Raw genomic sequence first — 25,978 nt, 5'->3', positions numbered from 1 at the left:
ATCGTTTTTTTACTGCTTAGTTATTTGAATTTGTGCAACTTGCTGTGACCCTTTCGCCTACTGTAACTATCCAAGCCGATTCGTTCGACCCACGACGTACCGACCAGTCTGTTCTATGCCTGGAAGTCGGGAAAGATCGGTTTCAGGTATTGGTTCAGAATGGTCGTAAGCAGGCGCTATATCTTGAAGATTACACGTTTCCATCGCTCCTGACCAACCATTTACTGACGGATGTATTGCCGGATATTTTTCGGGATCATAAAGTGCTGTCGGCAGGTCCATGGCAGGAAATTCGAATAGGCATCAATTCGCCTTCGTTCACCCTGGTACCTCAGCCATTATACCGGAAAGAATATGCGAGTAGTTATCTGGCCTTGATGCGAGGGAGTGAACTGCCTGCTCACGAATTTGCACAGGCTTTTCTTCATACCAATGAGGGGTTTCTGACCGTATTTAATCTGGAACATCCATTGGCCGATTTCTTTTCGGAAATGTATCCCCTTCAGCCATTGACATTTGTGCATCAGACGAGTGCCCTGGTGCGGGCTACTGCCGATCTGGATCGCCGTTCGCTGACGCCAAATACGGTTTATTTATATTTTGAAGACGAATTTGTTACAATTCTATACCGGAAAGACCACGAGTTGCGCTATTGTAATCGATTCGGGTATAAGAACGTGCAGGATTTAGTGTATTATGTGCTTTATATACTTGATGAGCAAGGGTTGCCTACGGATATAAGTAGTATATCACTGTATGGTGAAATTACCCCTTTTTCGGAAGCCTATACTGAACTAAGTCGCTTTCTGCCAAACCTTTCGTTCGGGCAGATTCCCCCCGGATTATCACTGGTAAACGAATTTGACGACCTGCCAGCGCACCGTTACTTAAGTTTATATGGATTAGGTTTATTAAGTGAATGAAAGATTGAAAGAACGAATCCACTTCCGGGAAATTGATCGCTCTTTCGCTCTTTCAATCTTTCGCTCTTTATGAAACGAATTGCTTTGTTCCCAGGCTCATTTGATCCATTTACGAAAGGCCATGAAGACATTGTGTTGCGGGGCTTACGATTGTTCGATGAGATCGTGATTGGTATTGGACGAAATGCTCACAAAGATCGTTATTTCCCACTCGATCAGATGATTCGCCTGATTGAGGGAGCATTTGCCAACGAACCGGCCGTACGAGTCATTAGTTATGATGGCCTAACGGCTCATGTTGCCAAAGAAGTGGGCGCCCGGTTTTTACTTCGGGGGTTGCGTAACACCACCGACTTTGAGTACGAAAACGGTATCTCACAAGTTAATCGATACGTTTACGAAGGGGTCGAAACGGTATTCCTGATCACCTCGCCCCATCTGGCCCCCATCAGTTCGAGCATTATTCGTGACCTGCATCGCTATGGGCAGCATGTCAATGAATTTCTACCCTACCCATTGGATGACCTGCATCTGGTAAAGTAAGTTTAAGTACCAGGAGCGGTCCCACTCCTGGTACTTAAACTTACTCCACTTTTTGCCCTTTGCCCGCTTCGTCGATGACGTACCGGATAGAACTGAAGGAGTTGGTTAAAGCCAGTTTTGTTTCGCGCCAGTTGAGCCAGGCTAATTTTTCGATATCTTCATCTTCCTGTGGAGTCATCCGGCTATCGTCGAGTGCGGTCATACGGTACCAGCGCGTACGTTTCAGAATACGGCTCCCATTGAGCGTATAGGTGTGCCAGGTAGTGCAAATGCGTTCCCCAACCGCTACCTCAACGTTGGTTTCTTCTTCTACTTCACGCACGGCCCCTTCTTTGGAAGATTCGCCGGGGTCTAATTTCCCTTTGGGCAAATCCCAGACACCCCGGCGGAACATCAGCAGCATTTTATCGCCCTTATAGACAACCCCTCCGGCTGCCTTGATCACTTTAAAAGGCTTTTTCATGGCTTCTTCACAGGCCTCTTTATCCAGACAACCCAGTGTAATAGAAAGCAGATTACTAGTCTCTGATCGTTGAAGCAATGTAAGGAGTTTGCTCACGGTTGCTGGATTGGCATTCAGAATTAGTAGGTGCCCGTGCAGGGATTCGGCTTTAAGAGCCTCTAAACGAGCATCGACAATCTCATCATAATCTGTAAAAGAGGGTTGAGAAGCCGACGTTGAGCCGGTCAATTGAGCAGCGGCTTTGGGACCAATGAGCCGAATTGGTTGGTCGTTAATGAAAACAATCATCAGAGCATAGGCGGTTCGAACTGTAAAAGTAGTAAAATGGACGGTCAGTCGTATGGTCGATACAGTTGCAAACCAGTTCAGTTTCTATATTTTTGCAACAGGACAACCTTCTTCCTTCGTGGAACTCCTTATAATTCTACTACTAACCATCCTGAACGGTGTGTTCTCGATGTCGGAAATTGCCTTAGTTTCTTCGCGCAAGTCTAAATTAGAAACCGCAGCCAAAAACGGTGATCGTCGGGCACAGGTGGCGCTCGATCTGTCGAACTCTCCCAATCGATTTTTGTCGACTGTACAGATCGGGATTACCTTGATCGGTATTTTGCTCGGTATTTTTTCGGGCGATAAACTGACGGACGATGTTCAGAACTTTGTAGTTCAGGTTTCCTTCCTACAGCCGTATGCCCATTCGATTGCCGTTGTGCTGGTGCTGCTTCTGTTAACGTATCTGTCGTTGGTGTTTGGTGAGCTTGTTCCCAAACGTATTGGCCTGTCGAATCCGGAAGGAATTGCCAAAACGATGGCCGGGCCGATGATCTTCTTATCAAAACTAACCTCGCCATTTATTGCCCTGCTCACCGTTTCAAGCGATTTGTTGCTCAAGCTGCTGAATATAAAACCAAATGAGAGCGCAGTAACGGAAGAAGAAATCAAAAGCCTAATTCAAGAGGGAACCTCCGGTGGAGCTATCGAAGAAATTGAGCAGGAGATTGTACAGAATGTCTTTCAGCTCGGCGACCGTAAGGTTACCTCATTAATGACCAACCGGCAGGAAATTGTTTATCTTGATCTGGAAGATGATCCGGCTGAGAATAAAGCTAAAATACTGGAATACAAACACTCCGTCTATCCACTTTGTAACGGCGGGGTCGATGATGTAGTTGGCCTGATTTATTCCAAAGATTTTCTGGGGAAAGATCTCGATACCGAACTGCTGCACTTGAAAGACATCAAGCGAGATGCCTTATTTGTCCCTGAAAACAACCGGGCGTATCAAGTGCTGGAGCGTTTTCGGGAACGGCGCCAGTATGTTGGTGTCATTGTCGATGAATACGGGGGCATACTTGGTATTATCACACTCAACGATATTCTGGATGTGCTGGTTGGCGATATTAATGACGATGTCAATTCAGATTACGAAATCCGCGAGCGTGAGGATGGTAGCTTCCTGATTGATGCCCAATTACCGTTTGAAGATTTCCTGTCGTATTTCTCAATTAATATCAGTGCTCAGGCTAAGCGTGAACTGACGGGGTTCGACACCCTCGGGGGGTTTGCGTTGCATATTTTGAAAGACATTCCCAAGACGGGCGAGTCATTCGTATGGCATGGGTATCGATTTGAAATTATGGATATGGATAAAAGTCGGATCGATAAAATACTGGTCAGTAAATTAGGCGAAGAATAAACCCACAATAGCATTTACAAGGCGCCCGGCAAAAATTGTCGGGCGTTTTTGTTTGTCACAACCGGACTGAATATCCTCAAATTCTAGGATATGAAATCGTCAATTTTAAGGATTTTCGTTCGGCCCACAAACGCACAACTTTGTACTGTTATCCAATAGCCATAAAGTAACAGGTGCCCAGAGCAGGCTATTGAGCCAGATGTATATAGAATTAGGTTTTTGGATATTTATTATTCAAATTACAGCGGTCATACCAGTTACATAAATAGCCATGCGTATTCTACTTGCCGAAGACCACCGGATATTGCTGGATAGTTTAGCACTGCTTCTGTCGAGCATTGAAGGTATTGAAGTGGTTTCTAAACATACCAATGGCAAGCAGGTACTGACCTCACTAGAAATAGAATCCAATATTGACCTGGTAGTTTCTGACCTGCAAATGCCAGTAATGGGAGGTATTGAATTGACACTTCAGCTCCGCGAACGCTTCCCACATGTACGAATTTGTCTATTGACGGTAGCCGACCAACCGGAGGCCATAAAGGAAGCAGTACGGGCAGGGGCCGATGGCTACGTACTAAAAAGCGCCGAGCGGTCGGAATTGGAAATGGCGTTGACGATGATCGAAAAAGGGCACAAATTCTACACCCAGCAAGTACTGATGCAGTTGGCTAACGAAACAGGTCTGGAATTAGCCCCCGTCGTTGATAAGCCCCAAAAGATTGCCATTACCCAACGCGAACTGGACGTATTGAAACTAATTGCTCAGGAGTATTCGGGTACGCAGATTGCCGAAAAGTTATTCATTAGCCCGACCACGGTAGAAACCCACCGCAAGCATTTAATGCAGAAGCTGGGCGTTCAGACTACGATAGGCCTGGTTAAATATGCCCTTAAATTTCAGCTTGTTTGACTAAATCAGTTCACTTTTAACTTCCACTATTTGTATGATTGATACAGTACACCGACTGATTCCTTTGCAGAGTTTTGCCCGTATTAGCGGAAATACGGCTGTACTCATTGATGAAAAAGGCGACCTTATAGGTCAAAATCCACTCTACTTTACCGATGATGCATTGGCTAATGATGTCGTCTTTACAACCATAATTCAAGGAGAATCGATTAGCTTTATAAATACCCAGGTTGAGTTGGATGAGCATTCATTTGCAACGTATCATGAACTTGCCCGTACGTTCAAAGAATCAGGTAAGCCTTCATTTGCGACTGCAGCGGCCTACAAGATCCTGTCGGAATCGACAGATGGCAAAAACCCGATTAAACGTCCTCCATTGAAAATGGAATTGGAACCGCCACACATATAATTAAAGTGAAATAGTGTAACTACCATTATCCAAATCCCTATTGGCTTGAACAGTCTCAATGGGGATTTTTATGTGTATGCGAGTTCCCTTTTCAGTCGGTCGAAGCGTATCGAACGCACCACCAAGGGATTCTAATCGGGTCTGTATATTCTGCAAACCAACACCCCGTTTACCATGACTTTTGCTTAAACCAATCCCATTATCACTAACCTCCAGATCGATACTGAATTCTGCTCGGGTCAGGCGAATATCGACCAAGGTAGCCTGGGCGTGTTTAATAGCATTATTGATCAACTCCAGTACAATACTGTACACATTGAATTCAATAGCTAGTGGAAGCCGTTCGGTTAAGGCAGTTGTAGTAAGCAAAAATTGAAGGGGGGAATTCTGATTCAGCTTATTGATCAAGGTGGTCAGCGTTGTATCAAGGCCTTCTTTTTCAAGCTCTGCAGGCAGAATGTTGTGTGAGATGTTTCGCACTTCAGAGTAAGCGTTCTGGATTAGTGATTTTACGTTTTGATAAACAGATTGCTCTGATTCCGACAGGTTTTGCGGGTTAAGGTACTGAATACTCATATTCACGGCACTAAGCAAACTGCTCAGATTGTCGTGCAGTTCGATGGCTACTCGTTTTCGTTCTATCGTCTGTCCCTTAAATAGTGCTTCCTTGATTTCTTCATTTTTTCGAATCAGTTCACTATTCGCCGTGACAAGTTCTGCCGTGCGTTCTTGTACTCGTATTTCAAGTGTTTTGTTGACATCGGCGAGCTGTTTTTGCGCGTTCTGAAGTAGAATTCGCTGCTGGTTAATTTCCTGGTTTTTTGTTTGCAGCCGTCTGTTATTCCAAAAGAGTAAGCCCGCGATGAGTAGTATAACGGCAATACCTAAAAACAGACCATTTCGTGTTTGAGCCAGTTGTTGATTTTGATTTTGCTGAGCCAGTAATTGGACCTGTTTTTGTTGTAAAGCGTTTTCCTTCTGTACATTGTCGTACTGAGCCTGTAGTGATTCGATACGTTGCTCGTTTCTTTCTTTCGATAAGCTATCTTTCAGTAAGACGCAATTTTCGTAGGCTTTCAGGGCTTTTGCTGGTTGGCCTGTATGTTTGAAAATGATATAGTATAATTCCTCTGCTTCACGTGCTACACTACTGATATTGGACCGGGTAGCCGTTTGTCGGGCCATTTGGCAGTATATCAAGGCTTGCTGCCATTTTTGCTGTTTTATAAATAAGCGGCTTATATTAAGCAGAATAGCGCCTTCCATGTCTTTGCTGCCAACTTGTCGGGACAGGCTTAACGATTTCTGGTAAAAGACCAGTGCATCGGGTAGATTGCCCATTGCTTTATAAACCCATCCAACGGCATGGAGGCCCTGCGCTTCGAACCATTGATCATGTTGAGTTTTGGCCAGCTCATAAAGCTCCTGATTGATTCGTAAGGCATCCGTTAATTTACCTTGCTCCCGATAAACAGATCCGAGCGAATTCAGGATTGGTAATTGAATTTGTGGATCAGGATGCTGGCGTAGAATGGCAAGCCCTGCCAAACAAAGCTTCTCCGCCTTTGGGTAATCGTTCAGACTTGTATAGGCATGAGCCAGCGCTCCCTGCGACATGGCTATCCGGCCGTACTGGTTTAATTTTTCTGCCAGTAAAAGTGCTTTGTAATGAAACTGAATACTTTGGTAGTGGTCTCCTTTTACCTGATAGAGATAACCCGCAAACTGATAAGCATAAATTAGCTCTTTCTGTAACTGAGGACGGCTACAAAGCCTAAGCATCAGGTTTGTGTAATGTACCGACGAGTCCAGGTTAATATCGACAAAGTCGTTCATGACTGCTCTTAGTGTCTTGTAAAGGAGCGTGTCTCTTGCATACCCATCTGGCTGTTTGTCCAGTTTTCTTAATGCTCGTTTCAGACTGTCGATCTGACTCGTCTGCGCCAGACAGACCTGCCCGAAAAGGAATAAGGTAAGTAGAAGCTTTTTCATCGAATGGTGGATTACGAACAAACATACTAAGACCAGCTTAATTTCCAATCTGGGAGACTGGGTTAACATAGTACGACAATATCCTAGAATTCAGGGATATAAAATCGTCAAAATCCGGGATTTCGGCAGCAGACATAGATGCGGACCTTTGGCCTGTTCATTCGGAGTTCGCTGCAAACTCTATGGATGGGCGCTAAAAATCTGCTCTGTCATTCAGAAAATCAAAAAAGCCATGAAATCCTCATTTCCGCTTCTCTCCACGCTGTTTTGCCTATTGTTGTTATGGGTTACTTCCTGTAAGAAAACGGAGGATACCCCATCGCCCGGTGGAGGGACAACCACGCCAACCACCAAGAGTTCGGCCAAATCCATTACAACTTTTGCATTTAATGCCCTTAGCCCGGTCGTAAACGCCACAATTGATGCTACAGCCAAAACTATTTCGGCAACTGTCGCTGCTGGAACGGACGTAACGAAACTGGTGCCGACTATCACGATTTCGGACAAAGTAACAGTATCGCCTGCGTCAGGCGCGGTACAGGATTTCTCAAAGTCGGTGACGTATACCGTTACGGCGGAGGACGGTAGTACGCAGGCGTATACGGTATACGTTATAGTAGCCAGTGCAGGCAATGCAGGAGTAACGGGTAATAATCTGATTTATCTCTATGTGGCTACTTCTGCAACGGATAATTCTACGGGCAAACTCAATTTTCATTACTACATCAAAGCCTACAACATCACTACCGGGCAGGAGGCAGGCTCTATATCGCTCGGTTCCAGAAAAGAAGGAGATGGTACCTACGAGTCGGCCTATGCTGCGTATCCTGAAGTGTACAATAATGGGGTGCTGTTCGCTGCCAGTGAGGGGAAAATGAGCGCACTGGATGTTGCCACTGGAAAAACCAAATGGACTACTAGTTTAAGTTATTATTCGCCTGGAAGTTCGAACGGCGAGACCAGACACACGGTAGATGGTGGCGTACTCTTTGCAACAGGGTCTTCATCAAAAACCATTTTTGCCCTGAGCGAAGCTGACGGCAGTACGAAATGGACATTTGAGCATACGGATAATATAAATACCCTCACGGCTATAAACGGTGTACTCTACGTAGGTTATGGTGATGCAAACTACAGTGGCGGACTGCTGGCCATAGATGTAAGCACGGGAAAGCAAAAATGGGCTATAAAATCCATAGGTGTGTACTCAAACCCGGCTGTGGTAAATGATGTGGTGTATTATGGCGATTACAAAAACAAAGTTTTTGCTGTAGAAGCCGCTACAGGTACTAAAAAGTGGGAGTTCGCTGCGGCAGGTGCTGTAACGGGTAGCCCCACCATTACGGATGGCATCGTCTATATAAGCAGCGAAGACCGGAAAATTTATGCGCTGGATGCTGCTACCGGTACAAAAAAATGGGACTTCACCGCTCCCGGCAAGTATGGAATTAGCCTAACCGGCGATGCATCTACACTTTATGCCGTAGCCTACAATAATTCAAAATGGACTTTCTATGCCTTGGATAAGAAAACAGGCACTAAAAAATGGGAAGCTACGCCATCCACCTCTACAAATGAGACAACACCCGTTGCGGCTGGCGGTATGCTGTATTATGGCACGCTGGCCCTTGAGGCTGCTACCGGAGCAGAGAAAAATTTAGGCTTCAAGGGCACAAGCCCCTGTGTAGTAATAAGCGGGAAATATGTGGGCAGCAATACCAGTGGCTTGATGCAGTAAAGTTTTTAAAAAGAGACAATCATGAAAATATCACGCTTTACGCTGCTATTGGCGGCTCTCATCACAGTCTTTCTAACGTCCAGTAGCTCATCCTGTAGCAAAGAAGACAAAACCCCCACGCCCGATTTGTCAAAAGGCTACCCGGACGCTTTTACCAACAAAATGTCGCCTAGAAAACTGGCGAACCTGAAAAAAGCAGGTGCAACCATCTACGAAGGGCAGGACCCACCCGCCCTCGACGGTACTTTTAAAGCGGTTGAGTTCATTTATTCGGATTCAGACGGGATAGATGTGGGAGAGAAGCTGACGGGGTTTACTGATTTCCAGTTCTCAAAATTTGAAGACCATAATAAACAATGTCTGATCGACTGGGCTCAATGGAATGATAAAGACGGAAGCTTGATTGGAACCTCCGAAGGAGGAGGCAAGTATTTCCCTATGGCTGGACATGGCAACAACTTCACGGTGGATGCTGCTGAGCAGATCACGGATGCGAAGACTGGAAAAAAGTATGACTATTACAGCTTTTATTCAGGACAGGTAACTGCCGATGGAATTAAGAACTGGGAAAGCGGTCTCTACGAAGTTGATCAAAATGACAACATTACCTGGATACGGATTTTTCACGATACGGATAATTTTCTACCCAGAGAGATCCTAAAACCCGGTGGGCGACGTGCTGTAGTTTCAGGTAACGATCTAACGGCAATAACCAGAAATTCTGGTAAAAAGCTAATCACTCAATCACAACGATAAACAGTATCAACTCCACGAGAGCTACTAATTAAAAGTGCTTATTCAGTTGATATATAGGGGATAACACTTCCAGTAAGATCAGTCAAATAGTTTTTACATTTACTTACACTCAAATCATGCCAACTCCTAATCATCAGGGGCCTGCTTTTGCGCCCATCAGCGTTCAATTAAGGGGAAGCTTTTTTAGCCCTATTACCCCTGTTTCTAATTTCTCCGCAATCGTCAATGCGCAGAAGTCGCATTATCTTGCCGCACCGGGAATAAGCTATGCCTTACCATCCACAATTATTCAAAGAGGTCGGCTGGGAATGGCTAATCTGAGCGTCATTACTGACCTTATCCACTCCAATCAGTTAGAGTCAAAAACGACTAATTTTGCGAATGTAGTGGCTGACAAATGGTCGATACTTCAGCAGGATTTAACCCAAATGTTACGAAACTTACAGCAAGATCGGAATACTGCTGAGTTCGAACGTACAGTTAGGGAACGAGCCTCTCAGTCTAAAGACGAGTATAATCAGGCAGTTGATGACTATGTCGATCAGATCATTACACTTGGTACGAAACATCCACAAATACAGAATACCACTATTGTCACCGTTAACGATGTATTTGATGTAGTTAGCTCCGCAGCTCAGTCAGTATACCAGTTTTTTGACGATTTACTGGGTCAGGTTCGAGAGGTTATTGACTCTATAGTTGAGTGGGTAAGCGAAACAATCAATAAAATTGGTGAAACCATTGGAGATGCTGTTTCTAGTGTGGTAAGCGCAATAGGTGATCTATTCTAATCGGTTAGTTGTCAGTATACACTAATAAAGTCGTCACTGACTATAGCTCATTTGAGTGGATAAGGTCAGTAATGGCTTTATTAGTGTATACTGGACACAGGCGATGACGAAAGTTTCTCAAAACACATGATGCTGTTTTCAGGTTATAGGTGAGAATCAAACTCATCGACAGACATGCGATACTTCATGCCAAATTCCAGCGAACTGACTGGCGGTCCTACAAGCCAGCGGTCTGTCGGCAAGGTACCTTCGGGTATGGACAATGATCCGAACGCCGACGAGGAAGTAATTGACCAGCGAACGGGCGAAGACTATCCCAAACCTGTTGATGCTGATCAGAACCAGCCAGAAAATACACAATCGGCAAAAATTGCTCCCGACGATCTAGCAGAATCAATTGCGTATGCCATTGATGGAAGTGGCCCCGGCCCAACGAACGAAACGCCAAATGTGTCAGCACATAAAGTGATCTCTGAAGGGATAACGGGAGCAGGTCCTGAAGAAGAGGATGAAAATCTGAAGAAGAAATTGAAATCGTAAATAAAACGACTTTCAACAAGAGAAAGGGCTCGTACAGCTTAGTGTGCGAGCCCTTTCTCGTATTAAGATCAGACAACCTCTTTGTACTGCATTCGGTATAGATTGGCGTAGAAGCCTTCGTGTTGAAGCAGCTCTTCGTGATTACCTTGCTCAACAATCTGGCCTTTATCGACAACAATGATGTTGTCTGCTTTCTGAATCGTCGACAGGCGGTGAGCAATGACGATGGCTGTTCGACCTTTCATCAGTTTGCTAATGGCATGCTGAATCATTTCTTCCGTTTCGGTATCAACCGATGAGGTGGCTTCGTCCAGAACAATAATTCTTGGGTCTTGTACCATGGCACGCACAAACGAAATCAGTTGCCGCTGACCGACCGAAAGCGTGGAGCCCCGTTCCATCACATTGTATTGATACCCACCTGGCAAGCGCTCGATAAATTCATGAACGCCAACTAGCTTGGCCGCTTCCACAATTTTTTCGTGACTGATCGATTTGTCACCTAGCGTAATGTTGTTTTCAATAGTGTCAGAAAACAGGAATACATCCTGCAAAACTACCCCGATGTTTCGTCGTAAATGACCAAGTTCGTAAGTATGGACATCAACGCCATCGACGGTGATCTCTCCCTTGTTGATGTCGTAAAAACGGCTGAGCAAGTTGATAATAGACGATTTTCCAGCACCTGTAGCACCGACAAAAGCGACTGTTTCGCCCGCTTTAACCTGAAATGAAATGTTGCGTAGCACCCAGTCTTCGTTGTTGTAGGCGAACCAAACGTCCTTGAAGGCTACATCGCCCCGAATTGTGGTAGGAGCATACGTGCCATCGTTCGCTGTGAACTCGTTGCTATCCAATAATTTCAGAATCCGGTCGGTGCTGACAATACCCATTTGGAGCGTGTTGAAGCGGTCGGCCAGCATCCGAATGGGTCGGAAAAACAGGTTGATGAACATCACAAAGGCCGTAACCGTACCAAACGTAACGTCGGAATGGATTATCTGCGTGGCCCCGTACCAAACCACCAGCCCAACCGCTACGGCTGAAATAATATCGGCAACCGGGTAGTAAATGGAATAGTACAGAATAGACCGGATGTTGGCATTCCGGTGTTCGGCGTTGATGGCACGAAATTTTTCAGCTTCAATTTTTTCACTGCCGAAAATCTGCACGATGTTCATTCCCGTAATATGCTCCTGAACAAAGGCATTAAGATTGGCCACCGCCGTACGCACTTCATTGAACGATTTTTTGATCTTTTCCTTGAAAACATACGTGCTGAACAACATCAGCGGAATGGTCGATAAACTAATAGCTGCCAGCCGCCAGTCGGTATAGAACATCACGCCAATGATGAGGATCAATTGTAAAATGTCGCCTGCAATGGCCGCCATCCCTTCACTAAATACGTCAGCCAGAGTCTCGACGTCCGAAATGGCGCGGGTAACCAGTCGACCTATGGGGGTGTTGTCGAAGAACTTCAATCGAAGATGAAGTATTTTTCGGTAAAGCTGCGTCCGAATATCCCGGATCACGTATTGACCAAGCCAGCCCGACAGGTACGTATTGGAGAATTGAACCAATGCCTGTAAGACTAATACGCCAATCATAACGAACAGCATCTGATTAAGCCGATGATAATTACCGACAGCGATGATATTATCGATGGTGTACCGAATCAGCAAGGGTAATAACGGGGCCAGGCAGGCTGCCGTCATAATAATGCCAATCAGGAAATAAAAGCGAGCTTGATAGGGCTTAACAAATGCGTAAAGTCTTCGGAGAATAACCCAGTCGAAAATCCTTCCGCTTTTCTGTTCTTCGTTCACGGGGAAATAAAAAGGCGAGTTCAAAAGGAGTAACAGGATTTTTCGGCTGAACGTTTCCCAAATGGGATTTCGAATCGAAGGAATCAGTAAAACCAGGTTACGTGGCCGCTTTACGGTACAAAACCAGAAGCTTCCTGTTATGAATCGCCGACAATTTGTTCAGAATACCGCCGTGGCTGGATTGGCTACGCAGATTTTGCCATTCCCAATTTTTGGTCGAAACGCACCCAGCGAAAAAATCAATATTGGTCTGATTGGCGTTCACTCGCGAGGGAGTTGGCTGGCCGGTATTTTTTCGAAGTTGCCCGGTGCCGAAGTGGGGTATATCTGCGACGTAGAGGATGGGGCTATCGCAAACGGATTGAAGGCTGTCGATAAAGCCGGACAAACGCGCAAGCCTACCGTTATTAAAGACCTTCGGAAGTTACTCGAACAGAAAGACCTCGATGCGGTGGCCATTGCTGCTCCTGACCATTGGCATGCCCCGGCGGGTATTCTGGCCTGTGCGGCAGGTAAGCATGTATACGTCGAGAAGCCATGTGGACATAACCCACAGGAAGGGGAGTGGCTGCTGGAAGCAGCCCGTAATCATAACCGTATCGTTCAGATGGGTAGCCAGCGTCGGTCGTGGCCCACGCTTCAGCAGGCCGCTCAGGATATTCGTGACGGGGCCATTGGGCGACCGTATTTTGCCCGGGCCTGGTACTATAATAACCGGAAACCGATTGGCAAAGGGAAGGCTATTGGCGTGCCATCAACACTCAACTGGGAGTTGTGGCAGGGGCCAGCCCCTCGAATGAATTATCAGGATAATGTGGTGCATTACAACTGGCACTGGTTCTGGAACTGGGGTACGGGTGAAGCCTGCAACAACGGCACACATGAAATTGACTGCTGCCGCTGGTTGATGGGCCTGGATTTTCCAACCAAAGTTACCTCGGCGGGTGGGCGTTATGCCTACTCCGGCGACGATTGGCAAACACCGGATACCCAACTGGCAACGTTTGAATTTGGCGATAAGGCTACCATTACCTGGGAGGGGCTAAGTTGTCAGGCGTTTGGTCCCGAAAAAAGTGGTCGTGGATTTACCATTTATGGCGATAAAGGCGTGCTATCGGCACCGGAAAGCGGCCCCGATTATCAGATTCTGGATTTGGCAGGGAAAGTGGTGAAAGACGTAAAAGGCGATGCCCCTACGAGTGCCTCGTCGACCAATGCGGTCAGCCCCGGTGGGGAACGTCTCGACGCCTATCATCTGGATAATTTCCTAGAAAGTATTCGGGGTAAATCCAAGCCCAATGCCGACATTGCGCAGGGGCATAAATCCGTGTTGCTGTGCCACTTAGCCAATATCGCTCAGCGCACGGGAAGTATTATTCACACTGACCCGACAAACGGCCATATTCTACACGATAAAGACGCGCAGAAATACTGGAGCCGTGAATACGAAAAAGGCTGGAAACCAATTGTGTAGGATTGAAACGAAGCGTGGTTAGGGATAGTTAGGAATGGTCAGGCATAGTTAAGACTTGCAAAGCGATACCTGACCGTTCTTGACTATATCTGACTATTATTGACCATATTTGACTATCCCTGATCAGTTAATTCAATGAATCGACGGACGTTTACCCAGTTAGCGGCTGCCTTTCCGATTAGTTTTCCGTTTAATTCAGGTGCTAAACGTGCCAATTCGTTAGAGGCTAGTGCAATCGACGATCGGGCCTACTGGCTGCAAATCCTGTTAAAAATAGCCGATCCGGTGTTGTCGGCTTTAGCACAGAATCGACTGAAAGCAACCATGCCGGTTGAGTCGGCTCCGGGGCAGGAGGAAGGGCGTAAAGTCGTATCGCATCTGGAAGCCCTCGGACGAACCATCACCGGACTGGCCCCGTGGCTGGAGTTAGACGCCGACGACACAGCAGAAGGAAAACAACGGCAACGCTATCTGGAACTGGCCCGAAAAGCGATTGCCAATGGGGTTAATCCGCAATCACCCGATTACCTGAATTTTACCAAAGGCGGGCAGCCGCTGGTCGATGCCGCTTTTCTGGCACATGGACTCGTGCGCTCGCCGAAACTCTGGAAAGCATTGAGTGCTGACGAACAGGCTCTGGTGGTAAAGGCTCTCCAAGCCAGTCGGGTTATTAAACCCGGCTATAACAATTGGCTGCTATTCAGTGCGATGGTCGAAGCGGCTTTGCTAAAGTACACGGGTTCGGGCGATGAACTACGGATGGATTACGCCATTCGGCAGCATCAGAATTGGTACAAAGGCGATGGCGCTTATGGCGATGGCCCCGATTTTCACTGGGATTATTACAATAGCTATGTAATCCAGCCCATGTTGCTGGATGCTGTGTATGTGCTGGTAGAGGCAGGAAAAGCTGATAAGACACTGTATGAATCGCTACTGGCACGGGCGCAACGCTACGCGATCGTGCAGGAGCGACTAATTGCAGCAGATGGATCTTTTGCGGCTTTTGGCCGTTCGTTGGCCTATCGATGTGGGGCCTTTCAACTACTGGCCCAGCTGGCTTTGCAGAAAGTACTCCCGCCCGAACTAGCGCCCGCCCAGGTGCGGTCGGCACTTACGGCCGTTATCAAACGAACCATGGATGCCCCCAATACATTCGATGCTAAAGGGTGGTTGCAAATTGGTTTGTGCGGTCATCAGCCGTCCATTGGTGAAACATATATTTCGACCGGAAGCCTATACCTATGCTCGGTGGCATTCCTACCACTTGGACTACCCGCTTCTGATCCATTCTGGGTATCCCCAGCAACAGACTGGACCGCCAAAAAGATATGGTCGGGGCAGGATGTCAAAACCGATCACGCCATTAAGGGTTAAGAAGCTCACTACAAAAAAAGCCGGAGAGAGAACATCTTCCGGCTTTTTGATACGATGGATAACGGATTGACTATTAACTTACCGTTCCGCCATTCCAGACCGTTTCGCCTGGCGTAATCAACGATAGTTTACCGTCACGGTCTTCGGCCATCAGAATCATACCCTGCGACTCCAGGCCCATCATTTTGCGGGGAGCCAGATTCGCCAGGAAGGTTACCTGTTTTCCGATCACCTCTTCGGGAGCAAAATGCTTGGCAATACCACTCAGAATCTGCCGCCCCCCCAGGCCATCATCGACTTTTAACTTCAGCAGTTTATCACTTTTCGGAACCCGTTCGGCTTCGGTAATGGTGCCAACCCGAATATCCATTTTGGCAAAGTCATCATACGTGATTTCGGACCGGATTTGAGGCACTTCTTTTGTCGCTAACTCATTCATGCGTTTGGCATTCAGTAATTTTTGAATCTGTCTGTTGATCTCCTCATCTTCTATTTTGGCGAAGAGCAGATCGGCTGGACCAGCCGGAGCCTGTCCGAGAGCATGCCCTTCGACCAGTAAGTCGGCCCGGCCCGCATTTACCCAGGTGAAATGGTCGGTAATGGCGAGTTGGGTGCGTATTTTCTGCGCCGTAAAGGGTAGGAAGGGTTCACATACAATGCTCAGATTCGCCGTAATCTGAAGGGCGATGTTCAGAATCGTATGGGCACGTTGCGGATCGGTTTTGACGGCTTTCCAGGGTTCAGTTTCGGCCAGGTATTTGTTGCCCAGTCGCGCTAAATCCATCAGATACCCCAACGCTTCCCGGAATCGGTAGTTACTGATCGACTGACCAATACGATCCGGGAACAACGCCAGTTCGTCCAGCACCTGCTGATCGTATTCGGTGAGAGACCCTAAAACAGGGACACGGCCATCAGCCATTTTGTGGGTCAATACCACGGCCCGGTTTACGAAATTGCCGAGAATACCAACCAGTTCGGAGTTGTTACGGGCCTGAAAATCTTTCCAGGTAAACTCGCTGTCTTTGGTTTCTGGTGCGTTGGCCGCCAATACGTAGCGTAGGACATCCTGCTTGCCCGGTAGTTCTTCCAGGTATTCGTGTAGCCACACCGCCCAGTTGCGTGATGTACTGATTTTGTCGCCTTCGAGGTTCATAAACTCATTGGCAGGTACATTGTCGGCCAGAATGTAGCTACCCTCGGCCATCAGCATCGCCGGGAAAATGATGCAGTGGAATACGATGTTGTCCTTACCGATGAAATGTACCAGTTTGGTGTCTTTATCGCGCCAGTACAATTCCCAGTCACGGCCTTGTTCGGCAGCCCACTCTTTGGTCATGGAAATGTAGCCGATTGGGGCATCGAACCAAACATACAGCACTTTTCCTTCCGAGTCGGGGAGGGGAACTTTAATACCCCAATCGAGATCGCGGGTCATGGCGCGGGGACGCAAGCCTTCTTTTAGCCATGACTGGCACTGACCAAATACGTTGGTTTTCCATTCGGTATGGCTGTTGACGTATTCCTCAATTTTGGGCTGCATCCGATCCAGGGGCAGAAACCAGTTTTTGGTAGCTCGCAATATCGGTTTCGATCCGGAAAGCATCGAATGAGGTTCGATCAGTTCGGTAGGGCTGAGGGCCGTGCCACAACGCTCACACTGATCGCCATACGCATTCGGGTTTCCACAAACGGGGCAGGTGCCCACAATGTATCGATCGGCCAGGAATTGCCCGGCAACTTCATCGTAATACTGTTCGGTTACCTCTTCATCGAAATCCCCGTTATTGTAAATATTCAGGAAGATTTCCTGCGAGGTTTCGTGGTGAATCTGATTCGAGGTTCGTGAATAAATGTCGAACGAGATACCGAAGTCTTCAAACGCTTTTTTGATCTGAACGTAGTACTTATCGACTACCTGTTGTGGCGTGATGCCTTCTTTTTTCGCTTTAATGGTAATGGGAACGCCATGTTCGTCGGTGCCGCTGATGAAGGCGACATCTTTACCCGTTGAACGTAAATAGCGTACATAAATGTCGGCGGGCAGGTAGCAACCGGCAATATGACCGATGTGAATCGGGCCGTTGGCGTAAATCAGGGCCGCCGTAACGGTATAGCGTTGTGGATTTTCGAGAGCCATAAAGTTGGTTTTCAGTTTACGGTCTTCGGTTTACGGTGGCTGGCGTAAGACTCAAGGAGCCTCAACAGCGTAAACCAAAGGCTATAAACCTTATTTGTCCGCAAAATTAGCAATTCAGTCCCGAACGTTGTTATGTTTACACAATCAGTACAGCCGAACTGCTATGGATAACAATACCCCCGATACGAATAATTTCCTTAACTGGGTCGAAATCAAAAACTTCAAGTCCATTAAAGACCTACGGTTCGATTGCAAGCGGGTAAACATCTTTATCGGCAAACCAAATGTAGGGAAGTCGAATATTCTGGAAGCACTGGGGTTGTTGGGTGCTGGATATGATGAGAGTAAATTTTTAAAAGGGGCAGTTCGGTATACCAGTATTAAGCATCTGTTCTGGGATAATGATACTGGGATTAATATTGAGATATCGACTGAGCACAAAAAAATAATAATTGCTCGCTTGCCAACATTAAGAGTAGTACTTGATGACAGTCAATATTCAGACGGTGATACTAATTTTACCATTGTTGGAGAGGGAGCTGGGATTCGTAACATCGATGAAAAGGGAAATTTGAGCAACGTATTATCAACGAATCCAGATAGTAGAAAGGATTTCGATAATCAATTTAAAATAATTAAGAAGTACGATTATGCTAATCTCACCAAATTTGATAATCTATTCCAAGGTTTCTTGATACCTCCAGGTGGTCCTAATCTTTATTCAGTAATTAGAAGGAACCAAGAATTATGGGCAGAGTTTGCTAGACTGTTTACAGAGCAGCAATTGGAGTTTGTACTCTACGACGAAAAGCAAGAATTTATTCTTCAAAAAAGAAATGGTCCACTTATAACCCAATACCCCTATTTCTCCATTGCCGATACCTTCCGGCGGTTTATGTTTTATATCACAGCCATTGAGTCCAATAAGAATTCCGTCATTGTTTTTGAAGAGCCGGAAGTTCATTCGTTTCCCCCGTACACACAGGAAATGGCCTATCGGATGATTTATGATGACGATAATCAGTATTTCATCTCTACGCATAGCCCCTACATGCTTCATCCATTTATCGAAAAGATGGATTATAAAGATCTGAACGTCTTTATTACGTATTATAAAGATTATCAGACTTATGTAAGGCCGTTGACAGAAGAGGAGTTTACGGATATTCTGGATTACAGTACCAACGTTTTCTTTAATCTTAGACGATTTGAACCCAATGCCTGAGCGAATTCGTCTGTATCCCGAATGTCATGCCGATACTACACTCATCAATTATTTTGTTCAGAATAGCCAGCTAATTGAGCATTCCGCTGGAATAAATGAAGTGTCAAAGTCGCTGGAAAATGCAAAATCAGACGCTACTCTTTTGTTGGGAATTGTGGATAATGATAAGCACAAACCAAGATATTTGCAGGCTTTTGAGCCATTAGAAGAAGAAAACAAAGTTTGTTTAAAGCAGAAAACTGGGTCAAACCAATACTTGATTATCATTGACAAAGCTATTGAAACCTTTCTGCTTTGGAATGCCGTTCAAGTACACATTCAGGTAACTGATTATGGATTTAGTACCAATATTAAGCAGTTGGGAGCGAAGTTGAAAAGTCAATCTATCGAAGCCGATCCTAACTACCTCCAACTTCTTACGGACCTTCACGCGCTAAAGGCGCCTGGCTTTCTGACACTTGAACGCATCCTGAATGACTTCATCGTTACGTAATCCTGTTTTTGTTACCGGTGCTACGGGTTTTATTGGCTCGCACATTGTTCGGCGGTATCTAGCCGATGGACATCCGGTTTCGGTATTGTATCGGCCATCGAGTGGGTATGGCATGCTGGCCGATGTGGCCGAACAACTTACCTGGCACGAAGGCGATGTGCTGGATATTCCGTCGCTGGAAGCGGCTATTCTGTCGGGTCCTGAATCCGGTAGTTTAGATGTGATACATGCGGCAGCCATCGTCTCGTTTGTTCCGAAAGACCGGGACCAGATGGAGCGGATCAACGTGGAGGGAACGGCCAATGTGGTGAATGTATGCCTGAAAGCGGGCGTTCGGAAACTTGGCTACGTTAGTTCGGTGGCGGCAGTCGGGCGGCCAATAGCGCATAACGACGATTCGCAGACGCCTTTCCAGATCAATGAGAGTCAGAAGTGGGAAGACTCACCGAATAATTCCGTGTATGCCAAAACAAAATACCGGGCCGAACTGGAGGTTTGGCGGGGAGTAGCCGAAGGGTTAAATGCAGTCATGGTGAATCCGTCCATTGTGCTTGGTGTTGGCGACTGGCGTCGGAGCAGTTTGCAGCTTATCAAGTATGTGTACGACGAAAAACCGTTTTACCCGGCTGGTCTGGTGAACTATGTCGATGTGCTTGATGTAGCTGATTCATTAGTTCAATTGATGCAGTCCGACATTAGCGCCGAACGCTTCATTCTGAATGCAGGCACCATTTCGTACCGTTCGTTGTTAGAACAGATAGCCGCCGTGCTGGGCAAACGTCCGCCAAAGGTGCGGGTACCCACTTCGTTGACACGCTTGCTCTGGCCTCTGGAGGCTGTTCGGGCGTGGCTAACGGGTAAAAATCCGCTGATCACCCGCGAAACGGCGCGGTCGGCGAGTTCGCATTACCAGTACGATGGCCGGAAAATTGAGCAAGTGCTTCGTTTTCAATACAGGCCTTTAAGTGATACGTTGAAGCGGGTGGCAACTGCCTTTAACACGCTCCCGATGAGTCGTTAATTTTCTCGGTTGGGGGGTTGCAGTTTCGCTTTTTTGGGTATATATTTCACTGCCAAAGGATAAATCGCACTGATTGATGCGGCCCCTATCCTGATTTACGGTGTACGATTTATACATCATGATGCTATCGTGAGGTATGAACCGTAACTCGTGAATCGTACCAGAACCGGCTGCCCGGTTGTAAATTATCTATACATGGAGCAAGAGTTCGAAGAACGAGAAGGCGATATAAAAGAATCAATCCGGCGTTTTGAGCAGATGCTGGACCAGCAGCAAAGCCAGTTTTTCGATCTGGATGTCTATGAGCAAATGGTTGAGCACTACCTCAATCAGGGCGATTTAGACAAGGCGTTCAAAGCCGCCGAATCAGGTCTGGAGAATTTCCCCTATGCGCTGGAGTTGATGCTCGACAAAGCCCAGATTCTGGCTAATTACCAACGATTCGACGAGTCGCTGGAGTTACTGGAACGGGCTTCGTTGTTTAATCCCGGCGACCTCGATGTGCCGTTCATGCAGGGTTCTATCCTCAACATGGCCGGTCGGTACGAAGAGTCGATTCAGGTACTGGAAGAACTACTCGACCGGGCTGAGGATAAAGATGACATCCTCTTTCAGTTGGGCCAGAGTTACCAGAACTGGGGGAAATACGACGAAGCCATCAAGCAGTACAAAAAGTCGATCGCGCTTAACATTAACAATGAAAACGCCCTCTATGAACTGGCCTTTTGCCTGGACGTGACCGGCGAACTGGAGAATAGCCTGAGCTATTACCAGCAATTAATTGATACGGACCCTTATTCGTACAATGCCTGGTATAACATGGGCATTGCCTATAGTAAACTGGCCCGTTATGTCGATGCCGCTGAAGCCTACGATTATGCCGTTCTGATTAAAGAAGACTTTGCGTCGGCTCATTTCAATCTGGGTAATACGTACATGAATCTGGGCCTATTCGAAAAGGCCGAGCACTGCTACCGGGAGACCCTTAAATACGAAGAGCCAACGGCGGATACCTACTGCCATCTGGGGGCTAGTCTGGAAAAGCAGGATCGGTTGCCCGAAGCCATCAAGGAATACCGGGAAGCTTTAAAACTCGACCCCATGTGGGATGAAGCCTGGTATGGTGTCGGTGTTTGCCTGAGCGAGTCGGGTAAATGGTACGAAGCGTTACCCTTCCTGCAAAAGGCGGTTAAACTAAATGATCAGAACGGTGAATATTATATCGCCGTTGCTGAGACTGAATACAAAGTTGGGAATGTGATTTCGAGCGTCGAAGCGTTCGAGAAAGCTGCCGAGGTCGATGCAGAAAACCCGGATGTTTATCTGACGTGGTCACTGGTTCCGTTTGATCAGGGCGATTTCCTCCGGGCCAACGACATTATCCAGTCAGGCATCAACGATATGCCTGCCGAAGCCGATTTGTATTATCGCTCAGCGGTGTATCTGATTCACGCGGGTCATTATCGTGAAGCCCTCATCCAACTGGAAGCGGCCTTATCACTTGATTACGACGCGCATGTGCAATTGTTCGAGTTTTTCCCGGAACTGGAAAAACAGAAAGCCCTCTACAAGATTATTCAGCAGTATAAAAAAGATTAAGACTTTATGATAGAACGCGGATTTTTAGGATCGTTATAATTTACACAGGTTATAACGATCCTAAAAATCCGCGTTCTAGTTGTATCAAGGTGTTGGGTCCAGCACGGCCAGCCGTTTGATGATCTCGGTTTTGCTCAGGAAAATATCCGGGTTCGTCCAGTGGTTTTGCTGGCAGGTGTCATAAAACCATTTATTGATTGCTTCCAGGTTTCGCAGGCGTTTGAGTTTGCCATTATCTCCCCAAACAAACAAGTAGTCTCCAAGCTTGCCCTTATTCTCATTGATGGCATAGACCTCATCGTAAAGAGCAATTTTTCCGATAGTCAGCCGCCGATACAGGCGGTTTTTAATCCGCGCAAACATCGTTGAGTCAGATCGCGGTAGAACGGAAGTATCAGCCCCAGCAAGGGTTAAGGTTTCAAATTGGAAGAAAGGAATTTTGACGCCTTTGGTATGGCCGTTCTGGTAAAATGTAAACATAGTGCCTTTGTTGTAGAGGAATCGGCCTTGTAGCAATGAGCCATCCCCTAATCGGCCTACTCCGTCATGAAGCTGATAAACAATCGGAACAATATAGGACGACGTACGGGGAATGACGACGGCATGGGGATATGGATAGGAACCTGGGCGGGCCGTCTGTCCATAGACGGTGCACATTGATATGAGTAGCAAACCGGTAATGCTCCATCGTTTCATAAGTGTGCAGATTAGTTGTATTCCTAAAACGCTATTTATGATTGTATGGATATGGTTTAATATACTTTTAACGGTTTCCTTTCGATAGATCAGTTATAAAAGAGTAGAGTTTGAATCGATGGTAAACTCTTTGTATATCGTGGCCCGAATTTTGATAGCCTGTCAATTACGCCCCCGTACCATCAGCAATCAGTAAATCGTGATGATTCGCCAGGGGTGTATGAAGCATCCTTCAATTGCGAAACGTATGTCTCTTTGCAAACAAACTCTTCTGGCTGCCAGTCTGTTAACACTAAGCACAATCTGCCACGCTCAGGTAGGGGTTCAAAAAAAGATGATCCGGCTTGCCAGGCCCCAGAGTGAACCGACCCCCATCACGAATCAGGCGACTGGTCAGCGCATGACCATCAACGAGTATAATGAACTGGTGAAAGCCGATCCCTTTGCGTATCATCTGGTGCCCAATTACGATGAGTTCGGCCAACCGACTACGTATACGATGCGATCAGCCACTCCGGAAGAGCACGAAACACATCGGTTTCGCGATCGTGATCCTGCTAAACAACCAAAGGCAGGGCAGTCGATAGCGCCTTTTGTGATGACCGATGTAGAAGGAAATACCTACCGTTCGGCTGACCTTTTGGGCAATGTTGTGGTGCTAAGTTTCTGGGTAAGCCTGGATAAATCGGTCTGGGATGATAAACAGGCGGCTGCTTTTAGCGAAGCGTTGCGTCTTTTTCAGTCGAAAACGGCTCCGGTTGTGCTGGGCGTTCTAAACAGTGAACAGGCAAAGGCGGAGAAGGGAGTAATTGGAAAATCACTTCCCTTCAAGCCGATTCCGAACGCCTATGGCTTTCATAACAAGTACCATATCACCACCATACCGACCATCGTAGTGATTGGTAAAGATGGAAAAGTAGTGGCTAACCTACAGGGTGCCTCCAGTATTGAAAAGCTCAAACAGGTCTTGTCGACGGTTTTATAGTAGCCCAACCTACGTTTCGGGAGACGTAAATGAACGGAATGTTATGCGAATAGGTTAGTCAACACGTTACCAGTGCTGATTAACCTATTCGTTCATATGCTTAAGCCGATTGGCGGCCTGTCCCCTTTTTATCTGCGTTCACTTTGTATAAGCGCGTTCTGGATGCTGGCATCACTGAGTACCACGGCTCAGTCAGATTCTACATCGTCTAAGCCCGTTAAGCAGCAGATCGTTTCGATGCCTGATTCGTCGGCTGATATCTGGGATGTCTATTACGGATTTATCAACAAGAAAGGCCATCGTTCGGCGGAAAGTGAAAAGCCAGGTTTCCATCCGTCTTTTTTTCCTGAGTTAGCCTACGCCCTGCAAACGGGTTTTGCGGTTGGCCTCAATGCAAACCTTTCCTTTACCAGTGCAGACCCTCAGCAGAACGTTTCGGTTATCTATTCAACACCCCAATACACCCAGTATCAGCAGGTTATTATTCCTATTGAAGCCAATCTGTGGACCAAAGACAATCGCTATAATATTCTGACCGACTGGCGCTACTATAACTATTCGGCCGATAATTTTGGATTGGGCGATGATTCCCGTTCCGATGTGGACGATCATCTGGAGTATTCCTATCTGCGATTATATCAGTCGGTTTTGCGGCAGGTAGCTCCCAATTTTTCGGCAGGGATTGGCTATGCACTGGATTATCACTGGCGGATTCGGGAAGAAAATAGCACTCCTCAATTGAATAATGACTTCCAGCAGTACGGCAATACAGGTCGTTCGGTGTCGTCCGGGCCGACCTTTACACTGCAATACACGAACCGACGGAACCCAAACAATCCGCAGAACGGCTTTTTCGGCAGTATCATGTTCCGGCCTAATCTACGTTTATTGGGCAGTGATCAGAATTGGCAGTCGTTACTGGCTGATTTTCGAAAATATATTCCATTGACAGCCGATTCAAGGCATATTCTGGCAATCTGGAATGTAAACTGGTTAAGCCTGGGTGGGCAGGCTCCCTATCTGGATTTGCCGAGTACGGGCTGGGATACACATGCCAATTTGGGTCGTGGCTATACACAAGGTCGGTTTCGTGGCCGAAATCTGCTGTATTTCGAAACCGAATACCGGGCTGTCATTCTGAACAATGGCTTACTGGGTGGGGTGGTTTTTGCCAATATGCAGAGTTATAGTGATTACCCGAATACGGCCCATTTCGGAAAGTTGCTGCCAGGCTGGGGTGTTGGGTTACGTATTAAAGTAAACAAGCACTCGAACCTCAATTTTGCCTTCGATTACGGCTTTGGGATTGGAGGGTCACAGGGCGTATTTCTGAACCTGGGTGAAGTATTTTAAACGGGTTTCAGGCTCCGGTTTGTGCTAACTTCTGCTTCAGGTCAAAGGTCTGGGCTGCAAATACGATTAGAATCTGATTGTTGTCGAACGTACGCTTAATAGCCATCATGGCTTCACTTAAGGCTGTTTGCGCGTTTGTGACAGCCGGGTTAATCCAGAACAAGAGCACAAACTGAACGTTGGCGTCGGTAAACTGACGGTAATGCAACTCGACCGGATGTGATGGCAGCACGTACGGAAGAGCCGAAACGGCAGCCTGAGCCAGTTGTTTGGCTTTCGCCATGTCATCGAGGTACGAAATTCCCGCTACTACCTCAATGCGCCGTTGCCCCATTCGCGAAAAATTGGTGATAGGTTTCTGGAAAACATCCTTACTTGGTATTTCGACGGTTTGGCCTTCGCCATTGTCAATGACGATGGAACGTAACTTAATGTCGAGCACTTTACCTGTATACCCATTTGTTTCGACTTTGTCACCCACCTGAATAGGTCGGGCCAGCGCAATCATCGCGCCTGATATAAAATTGGTGGTCAGGTCCTGAAAGGCGAACCCAATGGCCAGTGCGATAACCCCGGCACCAGCCAGTAATGAAGTTACGGTTTTGTCGAGTCCTAAAATTCCCAACGCCACAAACAGGCCAGTAGCCATGACAATAACGCGCATGACGGCTCCCGTAAGATTAATGAGCGAAACATTGGTGCTGACCCGGTCGAGGCCACGAACTACCCACCGACTCAGCCAGCGTGATAGAAAGGTAAAGAATAGTAACAGTAAAACGGCAACGGCCAGTTTGGGCATGTAGCGGATGGCGGTCCGAATCCAGGTTGATAATTCGGCGTACATAAGCCCGGCAGCCTGTGAAAGATTCATAGTGTATGCAACTAGTGGTAATAGCAGAAGAGTACAAAGGTACAGCGTGAATGAGCAAAGAGCGTTTATCTGTACAATTCACTCTTTAGATCCTACATTCTTTCCTCTCTAAAAACGCGTACCTTTGCAGAATCGACAAACATGCCTACCG

Annotated in this window: 23 protein-coding genes; 17 read left to right on the top strand and 6 right to left on the bottom strand. The window is 46.8% G+C overall.

All coding sequences use genetic code 11. The features are described from left to right. Nucleotides 1-32 precede the first annotated feature (32 nt). Nucleotides 33-923 carry a DUF3822 family protein gene (locus tag B5M13_RS18840; protein ID WP_245859390.1) on the top strand — a complete coding sequence of 297 codons (891 nt, stop codon included), beginning with the start codon at nt 33-35 and terminating at the stop codon, nt 921-923. A gap of 69 nt (nt 924-992) precedes the next feature. Further along, nucleotides 993-1,466, top strand: coding sequence for a pantetheine-phosphate adenylyltransferase (gene coaD / locus B5M13_RS18835; RefSeq protein ID WP_080057132.1), 474 nt, complete (start codon nt 993-995; stop codon nt 1,464-1,466). A 40-nt stretch (nt 1,467-1,506) separates the two neighbouring features. Here coaD and B5M13_RS18830 read toward each other — a convergent pair whose 3' ends face one another. Further along, nucleotides 1,507-2,217, bottom strand: coding sequence for an NUDIX hydrolase (locus B5M13_RS18830; RefSeq protein WP_080057131.1), 711 nt, complete (start codon nt 2,215-2,217; stop codon nt 1,507-1,509). Nucleotides 2,218-2,335: 118 nt separating this feature from the next. On the opposite strand from B5M13_RS18830, the gene B5M13_RS18825 reads away from it, so the two are divergent. The 3 genes from B5M13_RS18825 to B5M13_RS18815 all read left to right on the top strand — a co-directional run bounded on the left by B5M13_RS18825 (nt 2,336) and on the right by B5M13_RS18815 (nt 4,947). After that, nucleotides 2,336-3,625 carry a hemolysin family protein gene (locus tag B5M13_RS18825; protein ID WP_080059989.1) on the top strand — a complete coding sequence of 430 codons (1,290 nt, stop codon included), beginning with the start codon at nt 2,336-2,338 and terminating at the stop codon, nt 3,623-3,625. Between the two features lie 271 nt (nt 3,626-3,896). Beyond that, on the top strand, nt 3,897-4,538 hold the full coding sequence (locus B5M13_RS18820) for a response regulator (RefSeq protein ID WP_080057130.1): 642 nt from the start codon (nt 3,897-3,899) through the stop codon (nt 4,536-4,538). Between the two features lie 34 nt (nt 4,539-4,572). Further along, a complete protein-coding gene (locus B5M13_RS18815; protein WP_080057129.1) occupies nt 4,573-4,947 on the top strand; it encodes a hypothetical protein in 375 nt (124 codons plus the stop codon). Here the strand turns inward: B5M13_RS18815 and B5M13_RS18810 are convergent, their stop codons facing one another. Further along, complete coding sequence (locus B5M13_RS18810; RefSeq protein WP_080057128.1) at nt 4,948-6,939, bottom strand: tetratricopeptide repeat-containing sensor histidine kinase; 1,992 nt, start codon at nt 6,937-6,939, stop codon at nt 4,948-4,950. Between the two features lie 232 nt (nt 6,940-7,171). Here B5M13_RS18810 and B5M13_RS18805 point away from each other — a divergent pair, with 232 nt between their 5' ends. The 4 genes from B5M13_RS18805 to B5M13_RS18790 all read left to right on the top strand — a co-directional run bounded on the left by B5M13_RS18805 (nt 7,172) and on the right by B5M13_RS18790 (nt 10,764). Further along, entirely contained in the window at nt 7,172-8,677 is a 1,506-nt protein-coding gene (locus tag B5M13_RS18805) for an outer membrane protein assembly factor BamB family protein (protein ID WP_080057127.1), read from the top strand. A gap of 21 nt (nt 8,678-8,698) precedes the next feature. Further along, the gene (locus B5M13_RS18800) at nt 8,699-9,433 is read left to right on the top strand and encodes a hypothetical protein (RefSeq protein ID WP_080057126.1); all 735 of its coding nucleotides are present in this window, start codon (nt 8,699-8,701) and stop codon (nt 9,431-9,433) included. 116 nt (nt 9,434-9,549) lie between these two features. Beyond that, entirely contained in the window at nt 9,550-10,224 is a 675-nt protein-coding gene (locus tag B5M13_RS18795) for a hypothetical protein (protein ID WP_080057125.1), read from the top strand. A gap of 186 nt (nt 10,225-10,410) precedes the next feature. Continuing rightward, a complete protein-coding gene (locus B5M13_RS18790; protein WP_245859388.1) occupies nt 10,411-10,764 on the top strand; it encodes a hypothetical protein in 354 nt (117 codons plus the stop codon). 68 nt (nt 10,765-10,832) lie between these two features. Here the strand turns inward: B5M13_RS18790 and B5M13_RS18785 are convergent, their stop codons facing one another. Next, entirely contained in the window at nt 10,833-12,593 is a 1,761-nt protein-coding gene (locus B5M13_RS18785; RefSeq protein ID WP_080059988.1) for an ABC transporter ATP-binding protein, read from the bottom strand. A gap of 139 nt (nt 12,594-12,732) precedes the next feature. On the opposite strand from B5M13_RS18785, the gene B5M13_RS18780 reads away from it, so the two are divergent. Both B5M13_RS18780 and B5M13_RS18775 read left to right on the top strand, forming a co-directional pair. Next, complete coding sequence (locus tag B5M13_RS18780; RefSeq protein WP_080059987.1) at nt 12,733-14,067, top strand: Gfo/Idh/MocA family protein; 1,335 nt, start codon at nt 12,733-12,735, stop codon at nt 14,065-14,067. A gap of 135 nt (nt 14,068-14,202) precedes the next feature. Continuing rightward, nucleotides 14,203-15,444: a DUF2264 domain-containing protein gene (locus B5M13_RS18775; protein WP_080057123.1), complete on the top strand. Its 1,242-nt coding sequence runs from the start codon at nt 14,203-14,205 to the stop codon at nt 15,442-15,444. Between the two features lie 73 nt (nt 15,445-15,517). Here the strand turns inward: B5M13_RS18775 and metG are convergent, their stop codons facing one another. Then, nucleotides 15,518-17,584, bottom strand: a complete 2,067-nt coding sequence (metG, locus tag B5M13_RS18770; protein WP_080057122.1) for a methionine--tRNA ligase — start codon at nt 17,582-17,584, stop codon at nt 15,518-15,520. Between the two features lie 163 nt (nt 17,585-17,747). Between metG and B5M13_RS18765 the strand changes: the two genes are divergently transcribed. The 4 genes from B5M13_RS18765 (at nt 17,748) to B5M13_RS18750 (ending at nt 21,922) form a co-directional block, all read left to right on the top strand. Next, nucleotides 17,748-18,809 (top strand): AAA family ATPase, encoded by a 1,062-nt coding sequence (locus B5M13_RS18765; RefSeq protein ID WP_080057121.1) that lies wholly within the window; start codon nt 17,748-17,750, stop codon nt 18,807-18,809. Beyond that, on the top strand, nt 18,802-19,302 hold the full coding sequence (locus B5M13_RS18760; protein WP_080057120.1) for a hypothetical protein: 501 nt from the start codon (nt 18,802-18,804) through the stop codon (nt 19,300-19,302). Before B5M13_RS18765 ends, B5M13_RS18760 begins: the two co-directional genes overlap by 8 nt. After that, entirely contained in the window at nt 19,283-20,323 is a 1,041-nt protein-coding gene (locus tag B5M13_RS18755; RefSeq protein WP_080057119.1) for an NAD-dependent epimerase/dehydratase family protein, read from the top strand. Before B5M13_RS18760 ends, B5M13_RS18755 begins: the two co-directional genes overlap by 20 nt. Before the next feature lie 195 nt (nt 20,324-20,518). Then, nucleotides 20,519-21,922, top strand: coding sequence for a tetratricopeptide repeat protein (locus B5M13_RS18750; protein ID WP_080057118.1), 1,404 nt, complete (start codon nt 20,519-20,521; stop codon nt 21,920-21,922). Between the two features lie 84 nt (nt 21,923-22,006). On the opposite strand, the gene B5M13_RS18745 is transcribed toward B5M13_RS18750, so the two are convergent. Beyond that, the gene (locus tag B5M13_RS18745) at nt 22,007-22,618 is read right to left on the bottom strand and encodes a hypothetical protein (RefSeq protein ID WP_155297285.1); all 612 of its coding nucleotides are present in this window, start codon (nt 22,616-22,618) and stop codon (nt 22,007-22,009) included. Between the two features lie 247 nt (nt 22,619-22,865). On the opposite strand from B5M13_RS18745, the gene B5M13_RS18740 reads away from it, so the two are divergent. Continuing rightward, entirely contained in the window at nt 22,866-23,603 is a 738-nt protein-coding gene (locus tag B5M13_RS18740; protein WP_170061151.1) for a TlpA family protein disulfide reductase, read from the top strand. Nucleotides 23,604-23,699: 96 nt separating this feature from the next. Beyond that, nucleotides 23,700-24,956 carry a BamA/TamA family outer membrane protein gene (locus B5M13_RS18735; RefSeq protein ID WP_245859387.1) on the top strand — a complete coding sequence of 419 codons (1,257 nt, stop codon included), beginning with the start codon at nt 23,700-23,702 and terminating at the stop codon, nt 24,954-24,956. Between the two features lie 7 nt (nt 24,957-24,963). On the opposite strand, the gene B5M13_RS18730 is transcribed toward B5M13_RS18735, so the two are convergent. Then, nucleotides 24,964-25,827 (bottom strand): mechanosensitive ion channel family protein, encoded by an 864-nt coding sequence (locus B5M13_RS18730; protein ID WP_080057114.1) that lies wholly within the window; start codon nt 25,825-25,827, stop codon nt 24,964-24,966. Nucleotides 25,828-25,978 lie beyond the last annotated feature (151 nt).

This window comes from Spirosoma aerolatum, from assembly GCF_002056795.1.
Taxonomy (GTDB): domain Bacteria; phylum Bacteroidota; class Bacteroidia; order Cytophagales; family Spirosomataceae; genus Spirosoma; species Spirosoma aerolatum.
This window is presented reverse-complemented; position numbering and strand designations above follow the sequence as displayed.

Coding starts and splice junctions, on each gene's coding strand:
- B5M13_RS18830 (WP_080057131.1), bottom strand. CDS start 2,217: ATGATTGTTTTCATTAACGACCAACCAATTCGGCTCATTGGTCCCAAA.
- B5M13_RS18775 (WP_080057123.1), top strand. CDS start 14,203: ATGAATCGACGGACGTTTACCCAGTTAGCGGCTGCCTTTCCGATTAGT.
- B5M13_RS18790 (WP_245859388.1), top strand. CDS start 10,411: ATGCCAAATTCCAGCGAACTGACTGGCGGTCCTACAAGCCAGCGGTCT.
- B5M13_RS18795 (WP_080057125.1), top strand. CDS start 9,550: ATGCCAACTCCTAATCATCAGGGGCCTGCTTTTGCGCCCATCAGCGTT.
- B5M13_RS18735 (WP_245859387.1), top strand. CDS start 23,700: ATGCTTAAGCCGATTGGCGGCCTGTCCCCTTTTTATCTGCGTTCACTT.
- B5M13_RS18805 (WP_080057127.1), top strand. CDS start 7,172: ATGAAATCCTCATTTCCGCTTCTCTCCACGCTGTTTTGCCTATTGTTG.
- B5M13_RS18760 (WP_080057120.1), top strand. CDS start 18,802: ATGCCTGAGCGAATTCGTCTGTATCCCGAATGTCATGCCGATACTACA.
- coaD (WP_080057132.1), top strand. CDS start 993: ATGAAACGAATTGCTTTGTTCCCAGGCTCATTTGATCCATTTACGAAA.
- B5M13_RS18780 (WP_080059987.1), top strand. CDS start 12,733: ATGAATCGCCGACAATTTGTTCAGAATACCGCCGTGGCTGGATTGGCT.
- B5M13_RS18765 (WP_080057121.1), top strand. CDS start 17,748: ATGGATAACAATACCCCCGATACGAATAATTTCCTTAACTGGGTCGAA.
- B5M13_RS18730 (WP_080057114.1), bottom strand. CDS start 25,827: ATGAATCTTTCACAGGCTGCCGGGCTTATGTACGCCGAATTATCAACC.
- B5M13_RS18820 (WP_080057130.1), top strand. CDS start 3,897: ATGCGTATTCTACTTGCCGAAGACCACCGGATATTGCTGGATAGTTTA.
- B5M13_RS18750 (WP_080057118.1), top strand. CDS start 20,519: ATGGAGCAAGAGTTCGAAGAACGAGAAGGCGATATAAAAGAATCAATC.
- B5M13_RS18755 (WP_080057119.1), top strand. CDS start 19,283: ATGACTTCATCGTTACGTAATCCTGTTTTTGTTACCGGTGCTACGGGT.
- B5M13_RS18745 (WP_155297285.1), bottom strand. CDS start 22,618: ATGAAACGATGGAGCATTACCGGTTTGCTACTCATATCAATGTGCACC.
- metG (WP_080057122.1), bottom strand. CDS start 17,584: ATGGCTCTCGAAAATCCACAACGCTATACCGTTACGGCGGCCCTGATT.
- B5M13_RS18740 (WP_170061151.1), top strand. CDS start 22,866: ATGTCTCTTTGCAAACAAACTCTTCTGGCTGCCAGTCTGTTAACACTA.
- B5M13_RS18810 (WP_080057128.1), bottom strand. CDS start 6,939: ATGAAAAAGCTTCTACTTACCTTATTCCTTTTCGGGCAGGTCTGTCTG.
- B5M13_RS18800 (WP_080057126.1), top strand. CDS start 8,699: ATGAAAATATCACGCTTTACGCTGCTATTGGCGGCTCTCATCACAGTC.
- B5M13_RS18815 (WP_080057129.1), top strand. CDS start 4,573: ATGATTGATACAGTACACCGACTGATTCCTTTGCAGAGTTTTGCCCGT.